This window comes from Pseudoxanthomonas helianthi, assembly GCF_017939625.1.
Taxonomy (GTDB): domain Bacteria; phylum Pseudomonadota; class Gammaproteobacteria; order Xanthomonadales; family Xanthomonadaceae; genus Pseudoxanthomonas_A; species Pseudoxanthomonas_A helianthi.
Genome location: NZ_JAGKTC010000004.1, coordinates 265938 through 282056 on the forward strand (window position 1 = coordinate 265938; position 16119 = coordinate 282056).

At 67.9% G+C, this 16119-nt stretch carries 15 protein-coding genes and 1 riboswitch; of the genes, 6 read left to right on the forward strand and 9 right to left on the reverse strand.

Annotated features, from left to right (window positions below):
- Nucleotides 1–104 precede the first annotated feature (104 nt).
- The gene (locus J5837_RS16170) at nt 105–923 is read left to right on the forward strand and encodes a hypothetical protein (RefSeq protein ID WP_210537859.1); all 819 of its coding nucleotides are present in this window, start codon (nt 105–107) and stop codon (nt 921–923) included.
- 76 nt (nt 924–999) lie between these two features.
- On the forward strand, nt 1000–1809 hold the full coding sequence (locus tag J5837_RS16175; protein WP_210537860.1) for a transporter: 810 nt from the start codon (nt 1000–1002) through the stop codon (nt 1807–1809).
- 102 nt (nt 1810–1911) lie between these two features.
- On the opposite strand, the gene J5837_RS16180 is transcribed toward J5837_RS16175, so the two are convergent.
- Nucleotides 1912–2325 carry a hypothetical protein gene (locus J5837_RS16180; RefSeq protein ID WP_210537861.1) on the reverse strand — a complete coding sequence of 138 codons (414 nt, stop codon included), beginning with the start codon at nt 2323–2325 and terminating at the stop codon, nt 1912–1914.
- Nucleotides 2326–2502: 177 nt separating this feature from the next.
- Nucleotides 2503–2626, forward strand: a riboswitch (glycine riboswitch).
- Between the two features lie 38 nt (nt 2627–2664).
- Here J5837_RS16180 and gcvP point away from each other — a divergent pair.
- Together gcvP and J5837_RS16190 are read left to right on the forward strand one after the other, a co-directional pair.
- A complete protein-coding gene (gcvP, locus tag J5837_RS16185) occupies nt 2665–5571 on the forward strand; it encodes an aminomethyl-transferring glycine dehydrogenase (RefSeq protein WP_210537862.1) in 2907 nt (968 codons plus the stop codon).
- 110 nt (nt 5572–5681) lie between these two features.
- Entirely contained in the window at nt 5682–6209 is a 528-nt protein-coding gene (locus J5837_RS16190; RefSeq protein ID WP_244756071.1) for a nuclear transport factor 2 family protein, read from the forward strand.
- On the opposite strand, the gene J5837_RS16195 is transcribed toward J5837_RS16190, so the two are convergent.
- The 3 genes from J5837_RS16195 to J5837_RS16205 all read right to left on the reverse strand — a co-directional run bounded on the left by J5837_RS16195 (nt 6163) and on the right by J5837_RS16205 (nt 11283).
- On the reverse strand, nt 6163–7485 hold the full coding sequence (locus J5837_RS16195; protein WP_210537863.1) for a DUF763 domain-containing protein: 1323 nt from the start codon (nt 7483–7485) through the stop codon (nt 6163–6165). The two genes, J5837_RS16190 and J5837_RS16195, sit on opposite strands and share 47 nt — an antisense overlap.
- 81 nt (nt 7486–7566) lie before the next feature.
- Nucleotides 7567–8517 (reverse strand): S41 family peptidase, encoded by a 951-nt coding sequence (locus J5837_RS16200; protein WP_210537865.1) that lies wholly within the window; start codon nt 8515–8517, stop codon nt 7567–7569.
- Nucleotides 8518–8634: 117 nt separating this feature from the next.
- Nucleotides 8635–11283, reverse strand: coding sequence for a M1 family metallopeptidase (locus tag J5837_RS16205; RefSeq protein ID WP_210537866.1), 2649 nt, complete (start codon nt 11281–11283; stop codon nt 8635–8637).
- Between the two features lie 262 nt (nt 11284–11545).
- Between J5837_RS16205 and J5837_RS16210 the strand changes: the two genes are divergently transcribed.
- Together J5837_RS16210 and J5837_RS16215 are read left to right on the forward strand one after the other, a co-directional pair.
- On the forward strand, nt 11546–12205 hold the full coding sequence (locus J5837_RS16210; RefSeq protein WP_210537868.1) for a hypothetical protein: 660 nt from the start codon (nt 11546–11548) through the stop codon (nt 12203–12205).
- A gap of 4 nt (nt 12206–12209) precedes the next feature.
- On the forward strand, nt 12210–12866 hold the full coding sequence (locus tag J5837_RS16215; protein WP_210537870.1) for a helix-turn-helix transcriptional regulator: 657 nt from the start codon (nt 12210–12212) through the stop codon (nt 12864–12866).
- Nucleotides 12867–12915: 49 nt separating this feature from the next.
- On the opposite strand, the gene J5837_RS16220 is transcribed toward J5837_RS16215, so the two are convergent.
- The 5 genes from J5837_RS16220 to J5837_RS16240 all read right to left on the reverse strand — a co-directional run bounded on the left by J5837_RS16220 (nt 12916) and on the right by J5837_RS16240 (nt 15972).
- Nucleotides 12916–14232, reverse strand: coding sequence for a vanadium-dependent haloperoxidase (locus tag J5837_RS16220; RefSeq protein ID WP_210537871.1), 1317 nt, complete (start codon nt 14230–14232; stop codon nt 12916–12918).
- A gap of 240 nt (nt 14233–14472) precedes the next feature.
- A complete protein-coding gene (locus tag J5837_RS16475) occupies nt 14473–14976 on the reverse strand; it encodes a BON domain-containing protein (RefSeq protein ID WP_244756073.1) in 504 nt (167 codons plus the stop codon).
- 115 nt (nt 14977–15091) lie between these two features.
- Nucleotides 15092–15283 carry a hypothetical protein gene (locus J5837_RS16230; protein ID WP_210537873.1) on the reverse strand — a complete coding sequence of 64 codons (192 nt, stop codon included), beginning with the start codon at nt 15281–15283 and terminating at the stop codon, nt 15092–15094.
- 12 nt (nt 15284–15295) lie between these two features.
- Nucleotides 15296–15532 carry a hypothetical protein gene (locus J5837_RS16235; protein ID WP_210537875.1) on the reverse strand — a complete coding sequence of 79 codons (237 nt, stop codon included), beginning with the start codon at nt 15530–15532 and terminating at the stop codon, nt 15296–15298.
- A gap of 26 nt (nt 15533–15558) precedes the next feature.
- Entirely contained in the window at nt 15559–15972 is a 414-nt protein-coding gene (locus tag J5837_RS16240; RefSeq protein ID WP_210537877.1) for a CBS domain-containing protein, read from the reverse strand.
- Nucleotides 15973–16119 lie beyond the last annotated feature (147 nt).

Consider the following 16119-nt stretch of genomic DNA (forward strand, 5'->3'; position numbering starts at 1 on the left):
TGAACGATTTCTGAGTTCTTACGTACCCGGAGGGAAGAAACCCGCATCGCGGTTCGTAACCCCTTCAACGCTGCGGATTGGCCGCGGCCGAAAGGAGACGAACCATGAAGACCTCGTTGCTGTTCACCGCCATCCTCGCCACCAGCCTGTTCGCCGCCACCGCGCAGGCGCAAAGCGCCTCCGCCAGCGGCAACGCCCAGGCCGCGGCGCAGGGTTCGCTGCAGGCGGATCGTTCCGGCGTGGACGCCGCGGCTTCGAAGACCACGCAAGCCGCCGCCAACGCCCAGGGCCAGGCCAGCGGCGCGCTGCAGCACGGCGCGTCCACCACGGCGCAAGCCGCGACCAAGGCCACCGCCCAGGCTTCGACCACGCTCGACGCCTCCGGCACCAAGCTGGCCCGGCGTTACGCCGAAGCCGCCGGCTCGGTCGCTGCCGCCGCCGAAATCGTCGGCGACCTGCACAGCGGTGCGGACGGCCAGGCCGCGATGAGCTACGGCTCGATCGACAACACCCTGGCGCTGGCTTCGCAACTGGTCGCCGATGGCCATGCCGCCAGCCTCGATGGAGGCGTCGACATGGTGCAGGACCTGCGTGCCGACGGCCTCGGCTGGGGCAAGGTCGCGAAGCAGCTGGGCTACAACCTGGGCAACGTGGTGTCCGCCGCGCACGATACCGGCGCGCAGGTCGGCCACGGCGTCGGCAACGCGGTTTCCTCGGTGACCTCGGGACTGACTTCGTCGAACCAGGTCGGCATCAACGCCAGCACCCGCCAGGGCAGCGTCAATGTCGGCGCCGATACCGCCACCTCGGTCAGGGCCCGCACCGAACGCCCGTCGCTGGACGCGCAAGGCAGCGGCCGCGTCAACATCGGCGTGGACGCGCGCCCCAGCCTGCCGCTGGTCCGCCCGCTGCTGGGCCACTGAGCCACGCAGGGATCGTCACCCTTCCCTGGCCAGGCACATGGACGCGCCTGGCCACTCTTCCTCCGCAAAGGCTCCCATGACTCTTCGCATCGTTTACGCCGCCCTCGCGCTGGCGCTGTGCGGCACCGCCCAGGCCCGCGATGGCTTCACCCTCGGCGCCGGCGTCGATTACAGCAGCGGCAAATACGGCAGCGACACGCGCACCGATATTTTCGCCGTGCCGGTCACCGCGACCTGGACCCGCGGCATCTTCCGCGCCCGCGTCAGCGTCCCGTGGCTGCGCGTTTCCGGCGATCCGAACGTGGTGCCGGGCGTCGGCGGCGTGGACAACGACAACCCGCTGGGCCGCGGCCGCCTGCCCTTGCTCGGCGGCAGCGATCCGACTACCGGCAACCAGGTCGAACGCGGCACCGCATCGGGCATCGGCGACGTCACCACCGCGCTGACCTGGTCGCTGCCGATGGGCCAGCGCGCCGGCATCGATCTTGGCGTCAACGCCAAGATCGCCACCGCCGACGAGGACAAGGGCCTGGGCACCGGCGCCAACGACTACGGCGCCAGCATCGACCTGTATCGCGACTTCGACGGCACGATGCTGTTCGGCGGCGTCGGCCAGACCCGCCTGGGCGATTCGAAATACATCGACCTGGACCGGGTGAACAGCGGCAACCTCGGCCTGAGCCGGGTGGCCGGCAACGGGCGCGTCGGCGCGATGGTCGAATACCGCAGCGCCAGCACCCGCGACCGCGACGATCGCCGCGACGCCACGCTGTTCTATTCGCGGCCGACGAACAGCGGCGGACGCGTGCAGTTGTACGCCAGCCACGGTTTCACCGACGGCGGTCCGGACTGGGGCGCAGGCGTGTCGGTCAGCAAGGGCTTCTGAGACCCCGCTTTTGTAGAGTCGAGCTTGCTCGACTGCTTTTCGCCTGAAGGTCCGGAAAGCACGAGCAGTCGAGCAAGCTCGACTCTACCCACCTGCATCGATCTACGATTCCGCCTCGCTCTCGCCGGCCGCCGCATTCGCGCGCATCTCGGTTTCCAGCTTCTGCTCGAACTGTTCCAGCGTCATGCCCTGCGCGGCCGCCTCGATTACCGCGGTGTCGCGCAGTTCATCCGAATAGACCAGCCGCACCGGCAGCCCCTGCGCCTCGTGCAGGGCGGCGGCGCGCTTGATCATCGCCAGCACTTCGGCGGCGCTGTCGGAACTGCCGGCGATGCGCCCGTCCATGCCCAGCACCCAGACCCCGGCCTGGCGCACGATGCCGGCCAGCAGTTCCCCCTGCGGGTTGCGCAGTTCGGCATGCGCTTCGACCTTGGGCGCGTTGGCCCGGGCCTGGTTGATCGCCTTCTGCAGCTTGCGTTTCTTCGCGTCGCGGCGGGCCTTGGACTGGATCGACATGGGAATTCCTGAACACGGCGGGCGCCGCGGGGGGCCGACATGCTACCCGTTGCCCGGCGTGGCTGCCCGGCACCGGCTATAATTCGCCGGCAATTCCCGGTGGGAGAAGCGCGGGCCCCGGCCTTCGCTGCCGAAGGCGCAAACGCCCGTAATCGCTCAGGCCGAATACCACCGTCGCAACACAACTCTGGAGAGACCGGCCGGCCGCGAGGCGGGAGCCGGCGCCGAAGGGGCACGAAGCCGGCGTTCATCGGAACGCCGCCGCTTCCAAACTCTCAGGCAAAAGGACAGAGGGGCAAGCGCGCGCCAGCGTGCGCGACCACTTCTGCCCCTTTCCGGATGCCCCTCATGTCCCAGCCATCCCTGCGCGCCTCCAGCCTGCTCGACCTCGAGCACCACGACGCCTTCGTCGAACGCCACATCGGCCCCAACGACGCCGAGATCGCGCAGATGCTGCGCGTCGTCGGCCACGATTCGCTGGACGCGATGACCGAGGCCATCGTTCCCGGCAGCATCGCCGCGACCGGCGCGCTGGCCTTGCGCGGCTCGATGACCGAAGTCCAGGCGCTGCAGGAAATCCGCGCCATCGCCGCGAAGAACGACGTGTTCCGCAGTTTCATCGGCCAGGGCTACTACGGCACCCACACGCCGAACGTGATCCTGCGCAACGTGCTGGAGAACCCCGCTTGGTACACCGCCTACACCCCGTACCAGGCGGAAATCTCGCAGGGCCGCATGGAAGCGCTGATCAACTTCCAGCAGATGTGCGCCGACCTGACCGGCATGGACATCGCCAACGCCTCGCTGCTCGACGAGGCCACCGCCGCCGCCGAAGCGATGACCCTGGCCAAGCGTTCGGCCAAGTCGAAGTCGAACCTGTTCTTCGTCTCCAACGGCGTGCATCCGCAGACCGTCGAAGTGCTGAAGACCCGCGCAGAACCGCTCGGCATCGAACTGGCCTTCGGCGACGACGCCGCTGCGGCCGGCGCCGACGCGTTCGGCGTGCTGCTGCAGTACCCGGACACCTTCGGCGAAATCCGCGACTACAAGGCGCTGGCCGAAACCGTGCACGCGCGAGGCGGCCTGGTCGCGGTGGCGACCGACCTGCTGGCGCTGACCCTGGTCGCCGCCCCTGGCGAATGGGGCGCGGACATCGTTGTCGGCAATTCGCAGCGCTTCGGCGTGCCGTTCGGTTTCGGCGGCCCGCACGCGGCGTTCATGGCCTGTCGCGATGCCTATAAGCGTTCGATGCCGGGCCGTCTGATCGGCGTGTCGGTCGATGCCGAAGGCAAGCCGGCCTACCGCCTGACCCTGCAGACCCGCGAACAGCACATCCGCCGCGAGAAGGCCACGTCCAACATCTGCACCGCCCAGGTGCTGCTGGCGGTGATGGCGTCGATGTACGCGGTGTACCACGGGCCCGAAGGCCTGCTGCGCATCGCCAGGCGCACCCATCGCCTCGCCGCGATCCTCGCCGCCGCGCTGCGCAATGCGGGCCTGCAGGTCGGCGACGCGTTCTTCGACACGCTGCGCGTCGACGGCGTCAACGCCGACGAGATCCACCTGTACGCCAGCCACGACCGGATCAACCTGCGCAAGATCGGACCGGCCAGCGTCGGCATCAGCTTCGACGAAACCACGACCCGCCACGACGTCGTCGCGATCGCCAAGCTCTTCGGCGTGGCCATCGACGACATCGACGCGCTCGACGCCGCGACTGCCGACGCCCTGCCCGCGTCGCTGCTGCGCACCTCGAAGTTCCTGCAGCACCCGGTGTTCAACACCCACCACAGCGAACACGAACTGCTGCGCTACCTGCGCGCGCTGGCCGACAAGGACCTGGCGATGGACCGCACGATGATCCCGCTGGGCTCGTGCACGATGAAGCTCAACGCCACCGCCGAGATGATCCCGGTGACCTGGCCGGAATTCGCCAACATCCATCCGCTGGCCCCGGCCTCGCAGACCCGCGGCTACCAGGAACTGGTCGATTCGCTGGAAGCGATGCTGGTGGAAGTGACCGGCTACGACGCGGTCAGCTTCCAGCCCAATTCCGGCGCCCAGGGCGAATACGCCGGCCTGCTGGCGATCCGCGCCTACCACCAGTCGCGCGGCGAAGGCCATCGCAACATCTGCCTGATCCCCGAATCGGCGCACGGCACCAACCCCGCCAGCGCGCAGATGTGCGGCATGACCGTGGTGGTGACCAAGTGCGACGCCAATGGCAACGTCGACGTCGCCGACATCCGCGCGCAGGCCGAGAAGCATTCGGCCAACCTCGCCGCGCTGATGATCACCTACCCGTCCACGCACGGCGTGTTCGAGGAAGACGTGGTCGAGATCTGCGACATCGTGCACAAGCACGGCGGCCAGGTGTATACCGACGGCGCCAACATGAACGCGCTGGTCGGCGTGGCCAAGCCGGGCAAGTGGGGTTCGGACGTTTCCCACCTCAACCTGCACAAGACCTTCTGCATCCCGCACGGCGGCGGCGGCCCGGGCGTCGGCCCGTGCGCGGTGAAGTCGCACCTCGCTCCTTTCCTGCCCAAGCATTTCGGCGGCGAAGGCGGCGGCATGGTGTCTGCGGCGACGCACGGCTCGGCGTCGATCCTGCCGATCAGCTGGATGTACATCGCGCTGATGGGCAAGGCCGGCCTGCGCAAGGCCACCCAGGTCGCGCTGCTCAATGCCAACTACATCGCCAAGCGCCTGGCACCGCATTACAAGACGCTGTATACCGGCCGCAACGGGCTGGTCGCGCATGAGTGCATCCTCGACCTGCGCCCGCTGAAGGACGCCACCGGCATCAGCGCCGAAGACGTGGCCAAGCGCCTGATCGACTTCGGCTTCCACGCGCCGACCCTGAGCTTCCCGGTCGCCGGCACGCTGATGGTGGAACCGACCGAGTCCGAATCGCAGCACGAGCTCGACCGCTTCATCGACGCGATGATCCAGATCCGCGACGAAATCCGCGCGGTGGAAGACGGCCGCCTGGACCGCGAGGACAACCCGCTGAAGCATGCCCCGCACACCGCCACGCAGGCCGCCGCCAGCGAGTGGACGCACGGCTACAGCCGCGAACTGGCGGTGTTCCCGCTGGAGTCACTGAAGCAGCAGAAGTACTGGCCGCCGGTCGCCCGCGTCGACAACGTGTACGGCGACAAGAACGTGTTCTGCGCGTGCATCCCGATCGGCGAGTTCAAGGACCACGAACCGGAAGCCTTCAGCGAACCGATGGCGATCTGAGCCGCCTCGACAGGTCGAGAAAAAGCCCCGCACGACGGGGCTTTTTCTTTGCCGGGCCCCACGCCCGGCTGCGACAATCCCTTTCCCAATTCGCAACGAAAGGAATCCGGATGCGCCCCGAATGCAAGATCCTGGCCACCGCCGCATCGATCGCCTTCGCCCTGCCCTTCGCCGCATCGGCGGGACACAACGAGGCGAAGGACGTGGCCGCGATCCAGGACGTGGTGGAGAAGTTCCGGACTTCGATCATCCAGCGGGACAAACCGACCTTCACCGGCCTGTTCTTCTCCGAGAAGCCCGAGCGGGTGACCTGGCAGTTCGTCGTGGACGATGCCCGCCTCGCCCGGGTGCAAAAGACCAAACCCGAGGCACGCAAGGCCCGCCACCTGGCCAAAGTGAACTACCTGACGTTCATCGACTCGATCGTCTCCAGCGAGAAATCCAGCGAAGAAGTCTTCTCCGACATCCGCATCGACACAGACGGGGAAGTCGGCTCGGTCGATTTCGATTACCAGTTCCTGGCGGACGGCAAGCAGACCAACTGGGGCCGCGAAAAGTGGCATCTGCTCCGTACCGAAGCCGGCTGGAAGATCATTTCGGTGATCTGGTCCGTCCACGATCCGGTCGGAGACCGATGACGCCACGCTGCGGAGCCCCCATCGGCGGCGGCTCCCAGCCGAACACGCTGCGGCCGCCGTAGGCGTGCGAATCGCGATGCTCCCGCGCGATGAGGGCGTCCACGGAAGGGCCGCGCGCGTTGCGCTCCAGCACGCGCGCCTGCGCGTCGAGCCGGCGCAGCGCGTGCATCTGCTCGTCGCGGCCGAGCTTCGCGTTGCGGACCGCCGTCTTCAACGTGGCGAGGGTGTGGTCGTAGACCCGGGTCGGCACCGGGAACGGATGCCGGTCCTTGCCGCCATGCGCGAACGAGAAGCGCGCGGGATCGCTGAAGCGGCACGGGGTGCCGTGCAGCACCTCGGCGACCTGGGCCAGGGCGAACACGGTGCGCGCGCCGACGCCGGGTTGCTGCAGCAGTTCGGCGAAATCGCGCGGTCCGTTCTCGGCCGCGGCGGCCAGCGCACCGTGCAGGCGGCGCGCGACGACATCCTGTGCGCGCACGTCGTGGCGGTCGGGCATGACCAGGTGCGGCAGCGGTTGCGACGGTGCGAACAGGTCGGCTTGCGGCCCGGCCGGCACGCTGGCCGCGGGCGCCGCGATCCGGCCCCACTCGCGCGAGATGCCTTCCGCGCCGAGTTCACGCAGCAACCCGAGCTGCGCCTGCCGCGAACGCTCCGCGCGACGGTCGGCGAGATTGACGATGTTGCCGCGCTGCGGGCCTTCGACCGCCGCATGCGGATCGTCGAGGAAACTCCCGAGTCCTTCCGACAACCAGTGGTAGCGCCGCGCCTGCTTGCGTTCGCCGCACATGCCCTGCTGCACGACGACCCACTTGCCGTCGGCGGCGACGATGAAGCCGTGCAGGTACAGGTCGAAGCCATCCTGCACCGCCGCGCTGTCGACCTTGGCCACAAGCTTGCTGGTCTTCGCCAGCGCCGCGCCGTCCAGGCCGGTCCGCTCGCCGACCGCAAGCAGCTCGCCCGGCGTGGCCCGCGAATGCCGGCCGCGGCCGCCACAGACGTGCAGGCCCAGTTCGGCCGCACGCGGTGCCAGGCCGCGCTTCAGCGCGCCGATCACGCTGGTGGTGATGCCGGACGAATGCCAGTCCATGCCCATCACCGCGCCAAAGCTCTGGAACCAGAAAGGATGCGCCAGCCGCCGCAGCAGTTCGTCGCGGCCGTATTCGAGCACGACGGCTTCGCAGATCACCGCGCCCAGCCGCGCCAAGCGCGTGGCCAGCCACGGCGGCACGCGGCCGCCATGGAGCGGCAAGTCGGCGCTGCCGGTACGTCGTGACATCGAGGAATCCACCGATCGCAACGGCGCCAGCATCGCATGCGCCCGTCTCAATCTTCGCGATACCTCCCCCGCATGGCCGACTCAGCGCGCGAGGGTCTTGCGTATCCGTTGCAGCGCTACGTCGAGCGCGGCGGACGGGGTCGTCTCGACATCGAGCTCGACGCCCTTTCCTTCCCAGTTGCCGCCGGTGACCGGGTTGACCGGAGATCCGGTCGCAACGAATACGCTGAACCCATTGCCCGCGTCGAAACGTTCGCCCGGATTGGCCGCGCCCGCCGTCTTCGCGCCGACCATCATCGCGCGCCCGGCATGCTTCAAGGTGTAGGCGAACGCCTCGGCCGCCGATGCGGTGCCGTTGTCGACCAGAACGTACAGCGGAACGTCGGTGCGTGGGCGGGGGTACGGCGAGGCAGGCGCTTCGCTGAAGCGCTCCGTGCGCGTGTGGAACACGTTGTAGACATTCGCCCCCGGCGCGACGAAGGCACTGGCCAGGTAACCGACCATGCTCGGCGCGCCTCCATGGTTCCCGCGCAGGTCGATGATCATCGCGCGGGTGCCTGACAGGCGCTGCAAGGCCGAATCCATCGCCTTGCGTGCAGGCGCGTCGCGATCGCCGAAATCGAAGTCGTCGAATTCGCGTAGCGCCAGATAGCCGATCCCGCCCGGCAGCACCTCGGCGCCAGAAAGGCCGCTGCCGCCCGCCTCCGGCGCACGATGCACCGGCGTGCGGCGTGCCGGCCCGGTCGAGTCGCCTTCCCAGCGCACCGTGAAGTGGCGATCGAGCGGCCGCAGCCGTTGCGTCATCGTCGCAGCCAGCGCCTTCGGGTCGGCCAGGGCATCGAATTCGCCGCGGCCCGCGGCGGCACGAAGGCCGTCGGCTATTTCGCGCCCCCTGCCGACGTCGAAATAATTCCGCTCTATCGTCGTGGCAATACCCTCCACGTGGTGCCGCGTGGACTCGTTCGCCCACGACGCGACCGCGCACAGGAAGGACAGCAGGACACAGACCAGCGCTTTCGACAGGACCGCCATCGGAACCCTCCGTTTTCGATTCAATCACGACTAGGGATGCGGGCAACGTGAAAACCGTCGCGGCGGAACGAAAAAAGCCCCGCTTTCGCGGGGCTTTTTCCTTCGGAGCGATGCCGCTTACTTGGCGTGCTTCTTCAACCACGCATCGATCTGCGGCCGGCGCGCGGCGTTGAGCTTGATCCGGGTCTGGATGCCGGTGATCGCGGTTTCGGTGTCGCGACGCGAGGTGGGCGCGATGTACTTGTCGGCGAAGTCCTTCAGCTTCTGCACCATCTCCTGCTTGTCCGAACCGCCGCCCAGGCCAGGGTAGTAGCGGGAAAGCGAAGTGGTGTCGACCAGCTTGTCGACCTGCTCGCGATGGGCCACGGCGAAGTCGAAGGCCATGTCCGGATGCTCGCGCGAAACGCCGGCGATCATGCCTGCGCTGTTGGTCGCGCCCGGCTCGTCGGTCAGGGCCATGTCCAGGGCCTTCTGCGCCAAAGCCTTGTCCTTGGCGATCGACAGCAAGCCGAAGTACTGGTCGCGGATCAGCGACGAGGTTTCCGCCTTGGCCATCGCGTGCAGCTTGTCCCAGGTGGCGGCGTCGGCGTTGTAGGCGACGATGCTCAGCACGGTGCGGCGCAGGTCCGCCGGCAACGCCTTGGGGTCGGTCGCGCTGGCCTCGAAGCGGCGACGCGCTTCGGCCAGCACCGCTTCGTCGCCCAGGCTGCTGAGCTGGCCGATCAGGCGCGTGCGCAACTGCTTGGTGGTGGACGAATCGTCCGGCTTGTTCTCCCATCCCAGCTTCTGGAACACCGGCGACAGGCGCGAGATCGCATAGCGCTTGGCCGGCGCGGCGGCCTTCTCGTCGTCGCCGTAGATATCGACGACGCCACCCAGGGTACCGGCCACGTTCTGCCACACGTCCGGCGAGGCATCCAGCGGCACCTGCGTGGTCAGGTCCAGCGCATCGGCCACCGGCTGCAGGCCCACGGCCGACAGCGCGCTGACGTCCATCATCACGCCCAACTGATCGACCGTGGCCAGCTTGCCGAAGGCGTTGGCCAACGCCTTGAACTGGGCCGGTGCGTACTGAACGCGGAAATAACCCTTCTGCCCCGCGTTGACCAGCGCCGGCGCATCGCAACCGGGCAGCTCGACGCTGGCCTGGCCATCGACCAGTACGCTGACCTTTTCACCGCCGACGGGTTGCACCGCGACCGGTACGTGCCAGCGCAGCGGCTGCTTGCCGGGGCGATCCACGGTGTACTCGCCCTGTTGCAGCGAGACCAGCGTCTTGCCGGCTGCGCACTTCGCATCCACCTTGATCAGCGGAATGCCCGGCTGCAGGGTGAAATCGTGCGCTACCTGGGTGAACTGCTTGCCTGGCGCGGCCTTCTCCATTTCCGCCCACAGGTCGTCGGTGGCGGTGTTGGAATAGGCGTGCTTCTTCATGTAGCTGCGCACGCCGTCGCGCCACGCATCGGCGCCGATGTAGTCCTCCAGCATGTTGATCACCGCCGAGCCCTTGCCGTAGGTGATGCCGTCGAAAGCCTGGCTGGCCTGCTCCACGGTGGCCACGTGCTGCACCACCGGGTGGGTGGTGGCGATCGCGTCGCGGCCCATCGCGCCACGGCTGGTATAGGCCGCGCCGACGCGGTCCGGATCCCATTCCGGGTGCAACTTGTCGGTGGTGCGGTCGGCCATCCACGAAGCGAAGCCTTCGTTCAGCCACAGGTCGTCCCACCACTGCATGGTGACCAGGTCGCCGAACCACTGGTGGGCGATTTCGTGCGCGGCCACGCCGAAGATGCGCTGCTGGTCGGTCACGGTGGCGATGCTGGGATCGAGCAGCAAGGTGTTCTCGAAGGTGAAGATCGCACCCCAGTTCTCCATCGCGCTGAAGAACCGGCTGCTGCCCGGCGCGGCGATGTTGTCCAGCTTCGGCAGCGGGTACGGCACGCCGAAGTAGTCGTTGTATTCCTTCAGCACGTCGCGGCCGGCTTCCAGCCCCAGCTTGGCCTGGTCGACCTTGCCCTTCGGCGTGATCACGCCGACTTCGGTGCCGCCGTCGGCCTTCAGCGTGGCGCGTTCGAATTCGCCCAGGCCGAAGAACAGCAGGTAGGTCGACATCTTCGGCGAGGTCTGGAAGCGCACCTTGCGCAGGCCGCCGGGCAGTTCGTTGTTCTGCGCGATCGGCATGTTGCTGACCGCCATCTGCGCGGCCGGCACGGTGGCGACCAGGTTGAAGGTGGCCTTGTAGTTCGGCTCGTCCCACGACGGCACGAACTTGCGCGCGTCCGAATTCTCGAACTGGGTGTACAGCGCGCGCTTCTTGCCCTCCGGCGTGGCGTAGTCCAGGGCGAACAGGCCGTTGGCCTGGGTGCCGATCTTGCCGGTGTAGTCCATCGACAGCAGGTAGCTGCCGACCGGCAGCGGCTGGTCGAAGGTGAAGGTCGCGGTCTGCGCGGCGGCGTCGACGCTGGTCTTCGGCACCAGGTCCTTGCCGTTGGCGCGGCCGAGGCGGACGTTGGCGAAGGTCATGTCCACCGCGTTGAGCGTGATCGTGCTGGTCGGCGCGAGCACGTCGACGTTGATGCGCACCTTGCCGTCGAACGCCATCTTCTCGGCGTGCGGCACGATCTCGATGTCGTAGTTGGTCGGACGCACCGTGCGCGGCAGCTGGGTGGTCACCTCCGCCGCGGGGGCCGCGGGGGCCTGCGCCGAAGCGACGGTGGTCATGCCGGCCAGGGCCAGCGCGATGGCGGTTGCGAGCGTACGGGACATCAGGTGGCCTCGGTTTCGGTTGAAACCGCCATGGTCGCCGTTGCCGGTCGCGCGGCCCACCCCCGGAAGTCATGGCAGACCGCGCCGATGCCGGCCGTGGCTTCCCCCGCCGTCAGCGTTCACCGGAATCCGCGCGTCCATTGCCCGGCCTTGGCCCTTGCCTCCCTCAACGGCAAGCTTTACACATGCATCCATTGTCTTGCCCGAGGGACCCCGGAACATGCGTCAGGTCGCCATCCCCGCGACTTCCCCGGAGACCGCCATGACCCGCCCCACCGTCCTTTCCCTGCTGTTCGCCCCGGCCGCCCTGCTCGCCTTCGCCGCCGCTCCCTCTTCCGCGAAGGCCGCCGCGATGCAGCACGACCATGCCGCGGCCGAAACCAAAGCCGCCGTTCCAGCCCCCAAGCTGCAGGCCGCCCTGCGCCAGCTCTGGCACGGCCATGTGCTGCAGACCCGCGCCTATGCGATGGCGGTGCATGCGCATCGCGATGCCGATGCGAAACGCGCCGCCGACGGCGTGGTCGCCAACGCCAGGCAGATCGCCGACGCGGTCGGCGGTTTCTACGGGCCCGCCGCCGGCCAGCGCATGCTGCAGCTGCTGGCCGGACACTGGGGCGCGGTCAAGGCCCTGACCGATGCCACTGACGACGCTGCCCAGAAAAAGGCCATGACCGAGCTGACCGCCAACGCGGGCGAAATCGCCAAATTCCTGTCCGGCGCCAATCCCTACCTGCCCGAGAACGCGGTGCTGGCCCTGCTGATGGCGCACGGCGGACACCATGCCGCGCAGATCCGGCAGATCATGGCCGGCGACATGAAGGCCGAAGCGGAGACCTGGAAACAGATGCAGGCGCACATGGACACCATCGCCGATGCGCTGGCCGGCGCCCTGGCCCGCCAGTTCCCCGCGAAGGCCGCCTGAGCCGATGGGCGAGGCGTTGCGCCAGCTCGGCGAAACCCGGCAGCGCTTGCTGCGGCAGCTGCTGCCGGCCGCCGACGGCTGCACGGTGGAGACCCTGTGCGAACGCCTGCGCATCAGCCACAACGCGGTGCGCCAGCACCTGACCGCGCTGATCGGGCGCGGCTGGGTGCGGCGCGTCGAACCCTTGCCCAGCGGCGGCCGCCCGCAGATGCGCTACGGCCTGACCGCCAGCGGGCGCGATCTGTTTCCGCGCAATTACGGCCTGCTGTCGACGGCGCTGCTGGCGCAGTTGCACGAACGGCTCGGCGATGCCGGCCTCGAAGCCCTGCTCGAACAACTCGGCCGCAACATGGCGGCCGCGCAACCATTGCCGGTGGAAAACGTCGACCACGAGGCCCTGGTCCGCGCACTGGCGCAACGCCTGGACGAACTCGGCTACGAAGCGGTACCCGCGCGCCACCATGGCGAATGGCAGGTGGAAGCGTTCAACTGCGTCTTCCATGCCCTGGCCCGACAACACCCGCAGGTCTGCCGCTTCGATCTCGCCTACATGAAGGCAGCCACCGGCCAGCGCATCCACCACATGGAATGCATCGTGCGCGGCGGCCACGTCTGCCGCTTCCGCGTGGGTCCCGAACCGGCGTCGAGCGACCCGGGTTGAGCAGAAGTGGCGTGGCCGGTTTGCACGGCCACGCCACCGCCGCTGGCACTCAGGGCAGCGGCTTGAGCTGGGTCGAATACACGAAGTGGCCGACCTGCTGTCCCAGTTCCACCGATGCGAAGCAACCGCTGCGGAAATGGATGCCGCTGTAGACGCGCGCCATCGCGGATTCGTTCGCGGCTTGCGACAGGGTGTCGTAATGGCGCATCGGGAATCCGCCCGCCGGATTGCCGAAGTCGAACGGCACCGCGTCGGTGCCGAAATAATCGCGCAGCACCGAAGTCGACGTGGAAACGACACTGGGCAGCCCGCACGGATAATCCGGGTACGGCGGGGTGGTCAGGTACGGCTGCCACCCGGCATCCATCTCGGTCTCCGGGTTGCCGTCGATGTCCGCGTTGCGGATCGCCGTGTACGGGCGCCAGAACTTGAACCGGTACTTGGCGTTGAACACCACGGTCAGCCCATCGTTGACCGCCATGCCGATCAGGGCGAACAACCGCGCGTTCTCCCACAGCCGCCCGGATTCCGCGGTGTCCAGCCCGCGTGCGGCGAGGATGGACCGGGTAATGCCGTTTACGTTGGCGCCGGGACCCAGGGTGAAATGGCGCGCGATCAGCGACTCTTCCGAGTTCGGCGCCGCCTGCCGCACCGCTGCCGAGCCGACCACCTTCACCTCGTTGAAATCCTGGGTGTACTGGTTGCTGGCCATGTTGAGGAAATCGCTGCGCCCGGGGGCGAACTGGCGCGCGTTGGCCAGCGCGAACGGAGTCACGTTGCCCCAGTTGCCGAACTGCGGGTACGGCGCGTTGTTCGGCGGCAGCGGCAAGGTCGGCTGGTACATCCCGGCCATGACGGGCTCGGCGTAAGGCAGGTGCGGCGTGGCCGAACCGTCGTTCGCGCGCAGCGCCAGGATGGCTTGGGCCGCTGCTTCGCCGACGATCGCGCCATCCTCGATGCAGGTGGCGTGGTCGGCCGGACACGACAGGCCGCCGAGGTAGTTGGCGTAATCGGCTTCGACGATGCCGTCCTGCACCGGCGGCAACAAGGCGACCAGCACGCCCCGCGCCGCCGCCGCGACCGCGGCTTCGCGCGAAGCGTACGGATTGCCGGGAGGCAGCCCGGTATAGGTGGCGTAGCGCGGCTCGATGGCGTTGAGCGCATCGTGGACCGCGATCTGGGCCATGGCGAAGGCGCGGTATTGCAACGGCGCTCCACCGACGGCGGCGACGTTGTCGTTGGCGACCTTGTTCCAGTAGGTCACGGCATCGGCCGAGGCGACGGCAGGCAGAGCCAGGGCCAGGGCTCCGGCCAGCAGGCCATGGCGAAGCGGGGTGCGCTGACGAAGGATTGCGGATGTTTTCATGGCACGTTCCTTGGGTGCGGGTTGAGTGCGTCGCCGCCATCCGGGGGGATGCGGCGACCCGTTCCTGCGATGCGGACGCATCGCAGGCCGCAACGTGCGCGGTAACCGCGACTACAACTGGAGGCGCCCCTGCGGAAATGCTTGGGAAATGCTTGGGACAGGCAAACGAAAGGCCCGCGATGCGGGCCTTCGTTGGTTCCAGCGATGTCTTCGCTTGCGCGTACCCGGATGGTCCCGGGGTTACTTCTTCGGCATCTCGCCGGCGTCCGGAACGACCTTCAATCCGCTGGCATCGACGTTGGCGACCCCCTTCACCTTGCGTGCGACCTCCGCGGCACGGTCGGCCTCGGCCTGGGAACGGACGTCGCCGGTGAGCGAAACGACGCCATTGACGGTCTTGACCTCGATCTTCGTGCCGGGGACATCCTTCGCCGCCAGCATCTCGGCCTTCACCTTGGTGGTGATCATGCTGTCGTCGAGCGGCTGTTCGGAATCCTTTTGCGGCATCGCCGACTGGTCGGCCGGCGGCGTCGCGGTCTGGTCCGCCGGTGGCGTCGTCGTCTGGTCAGCGGGCGGGGGCGCCGTCTGATCCGCGGGTGGCGGGGTCGACTGGTCGGCCGGTGGAGTCGTCGACTGGTCGGCGGGTGTATTCGGGGAACAGCCCGCGATCGAGATCCCGAAAACGACGAACGAAGAAAGTCCGATCAGGCTGCCGAGAACGGGATGGATCTTGTGCGTATTCATTTGCCTGCCTCCTTGTGATGCATGGCGTATGCAGAACGCGTCTGCATCGGGGATCTTCGGCCCGTGGCCGTTAACCCGATGCCTAGCCGGCGTGATTGCGATGTCATGGCGGCCCTCAACGGCCGGGGTCGTCGTTCTCGCTGCCGACGACCCCGTCGCGGTCCTGGTCGCGCCCGGCCTTGTTGGGCCCGGGCACCACGGGTTTTCGCTGGTTCTGGTTCTGCGGCTGCGGTTTCCGGGCCCCGGAACGCTGCGGCGGGGCGGCAGCGCGCCCGCCGGCGGTGGGCCCTTTTCTTTCGATCTTCATGCGGATCTCCATTCACGAAGGATGATCGTTCGCGCCCTGCACGCCCGACTGGCTCGCGCAATGCGCGCAGCAATAGATCGTGTCGGCATGCTCGATGCCGTGCCCGATCACGCTGCAGCCGCAATGCGCGCAGCGCGGCGCGAAGGCGTGGATGGCGCACTCGAAGGAATCGAACGTGCCGCTCTTCCCGCGCATGGAAACCAGGAAGCTGTTGGCGTAGTCGTTGCCGCAAACGTCGCAAATGGCCATGGCTGTCGCTCCGTCGGCTGGTGGGTTCAGTGGGGTGCGGCAACGCCCTTGAGCAGGCTGTCGGAAGCGCTGTCGTCGCCGCTGTGGGCGAAGTTGGCGAGCGAGACGATGCCGACCAGCCGCTTGTTCGCGTCCACCACCGGCAGGCGCCGGATGCGCAGGTCGGCCATGTTGCGCGAAACCTCGTCGACGTCGTCGTTCTCGAAGCAGTACTTGACGTCTTCCGACATGACTTCGCGGACCGCGGTCATCGGATCCTTGCCTTCGGCGACCGCGCGCACCGCGATGTCGCGATCGGTGATGAAACCGACCAGCCGGTCGTTCTCGCCCACCGGCACGCTGCCGATGTCCTTTTGCACCATCATGCGCGCCGCGTCGCGCAGGGAATCGCCCGGCGCCACGACACAGACGTCCTGCGTCATCATTTCGCTGACTTTCATCGTCGACCTCCGTGGATGGAAACGGTGCCCTTCGCTTATAGGCCCACCACGGAAAACAGACGGTGACGTTTGCGCTAATGCAAGGTGAAACGGACAGGCGACCGGCCCGGCGGTCCGGAGCGCCGGAAAACGAAAGGCCCGCGATGC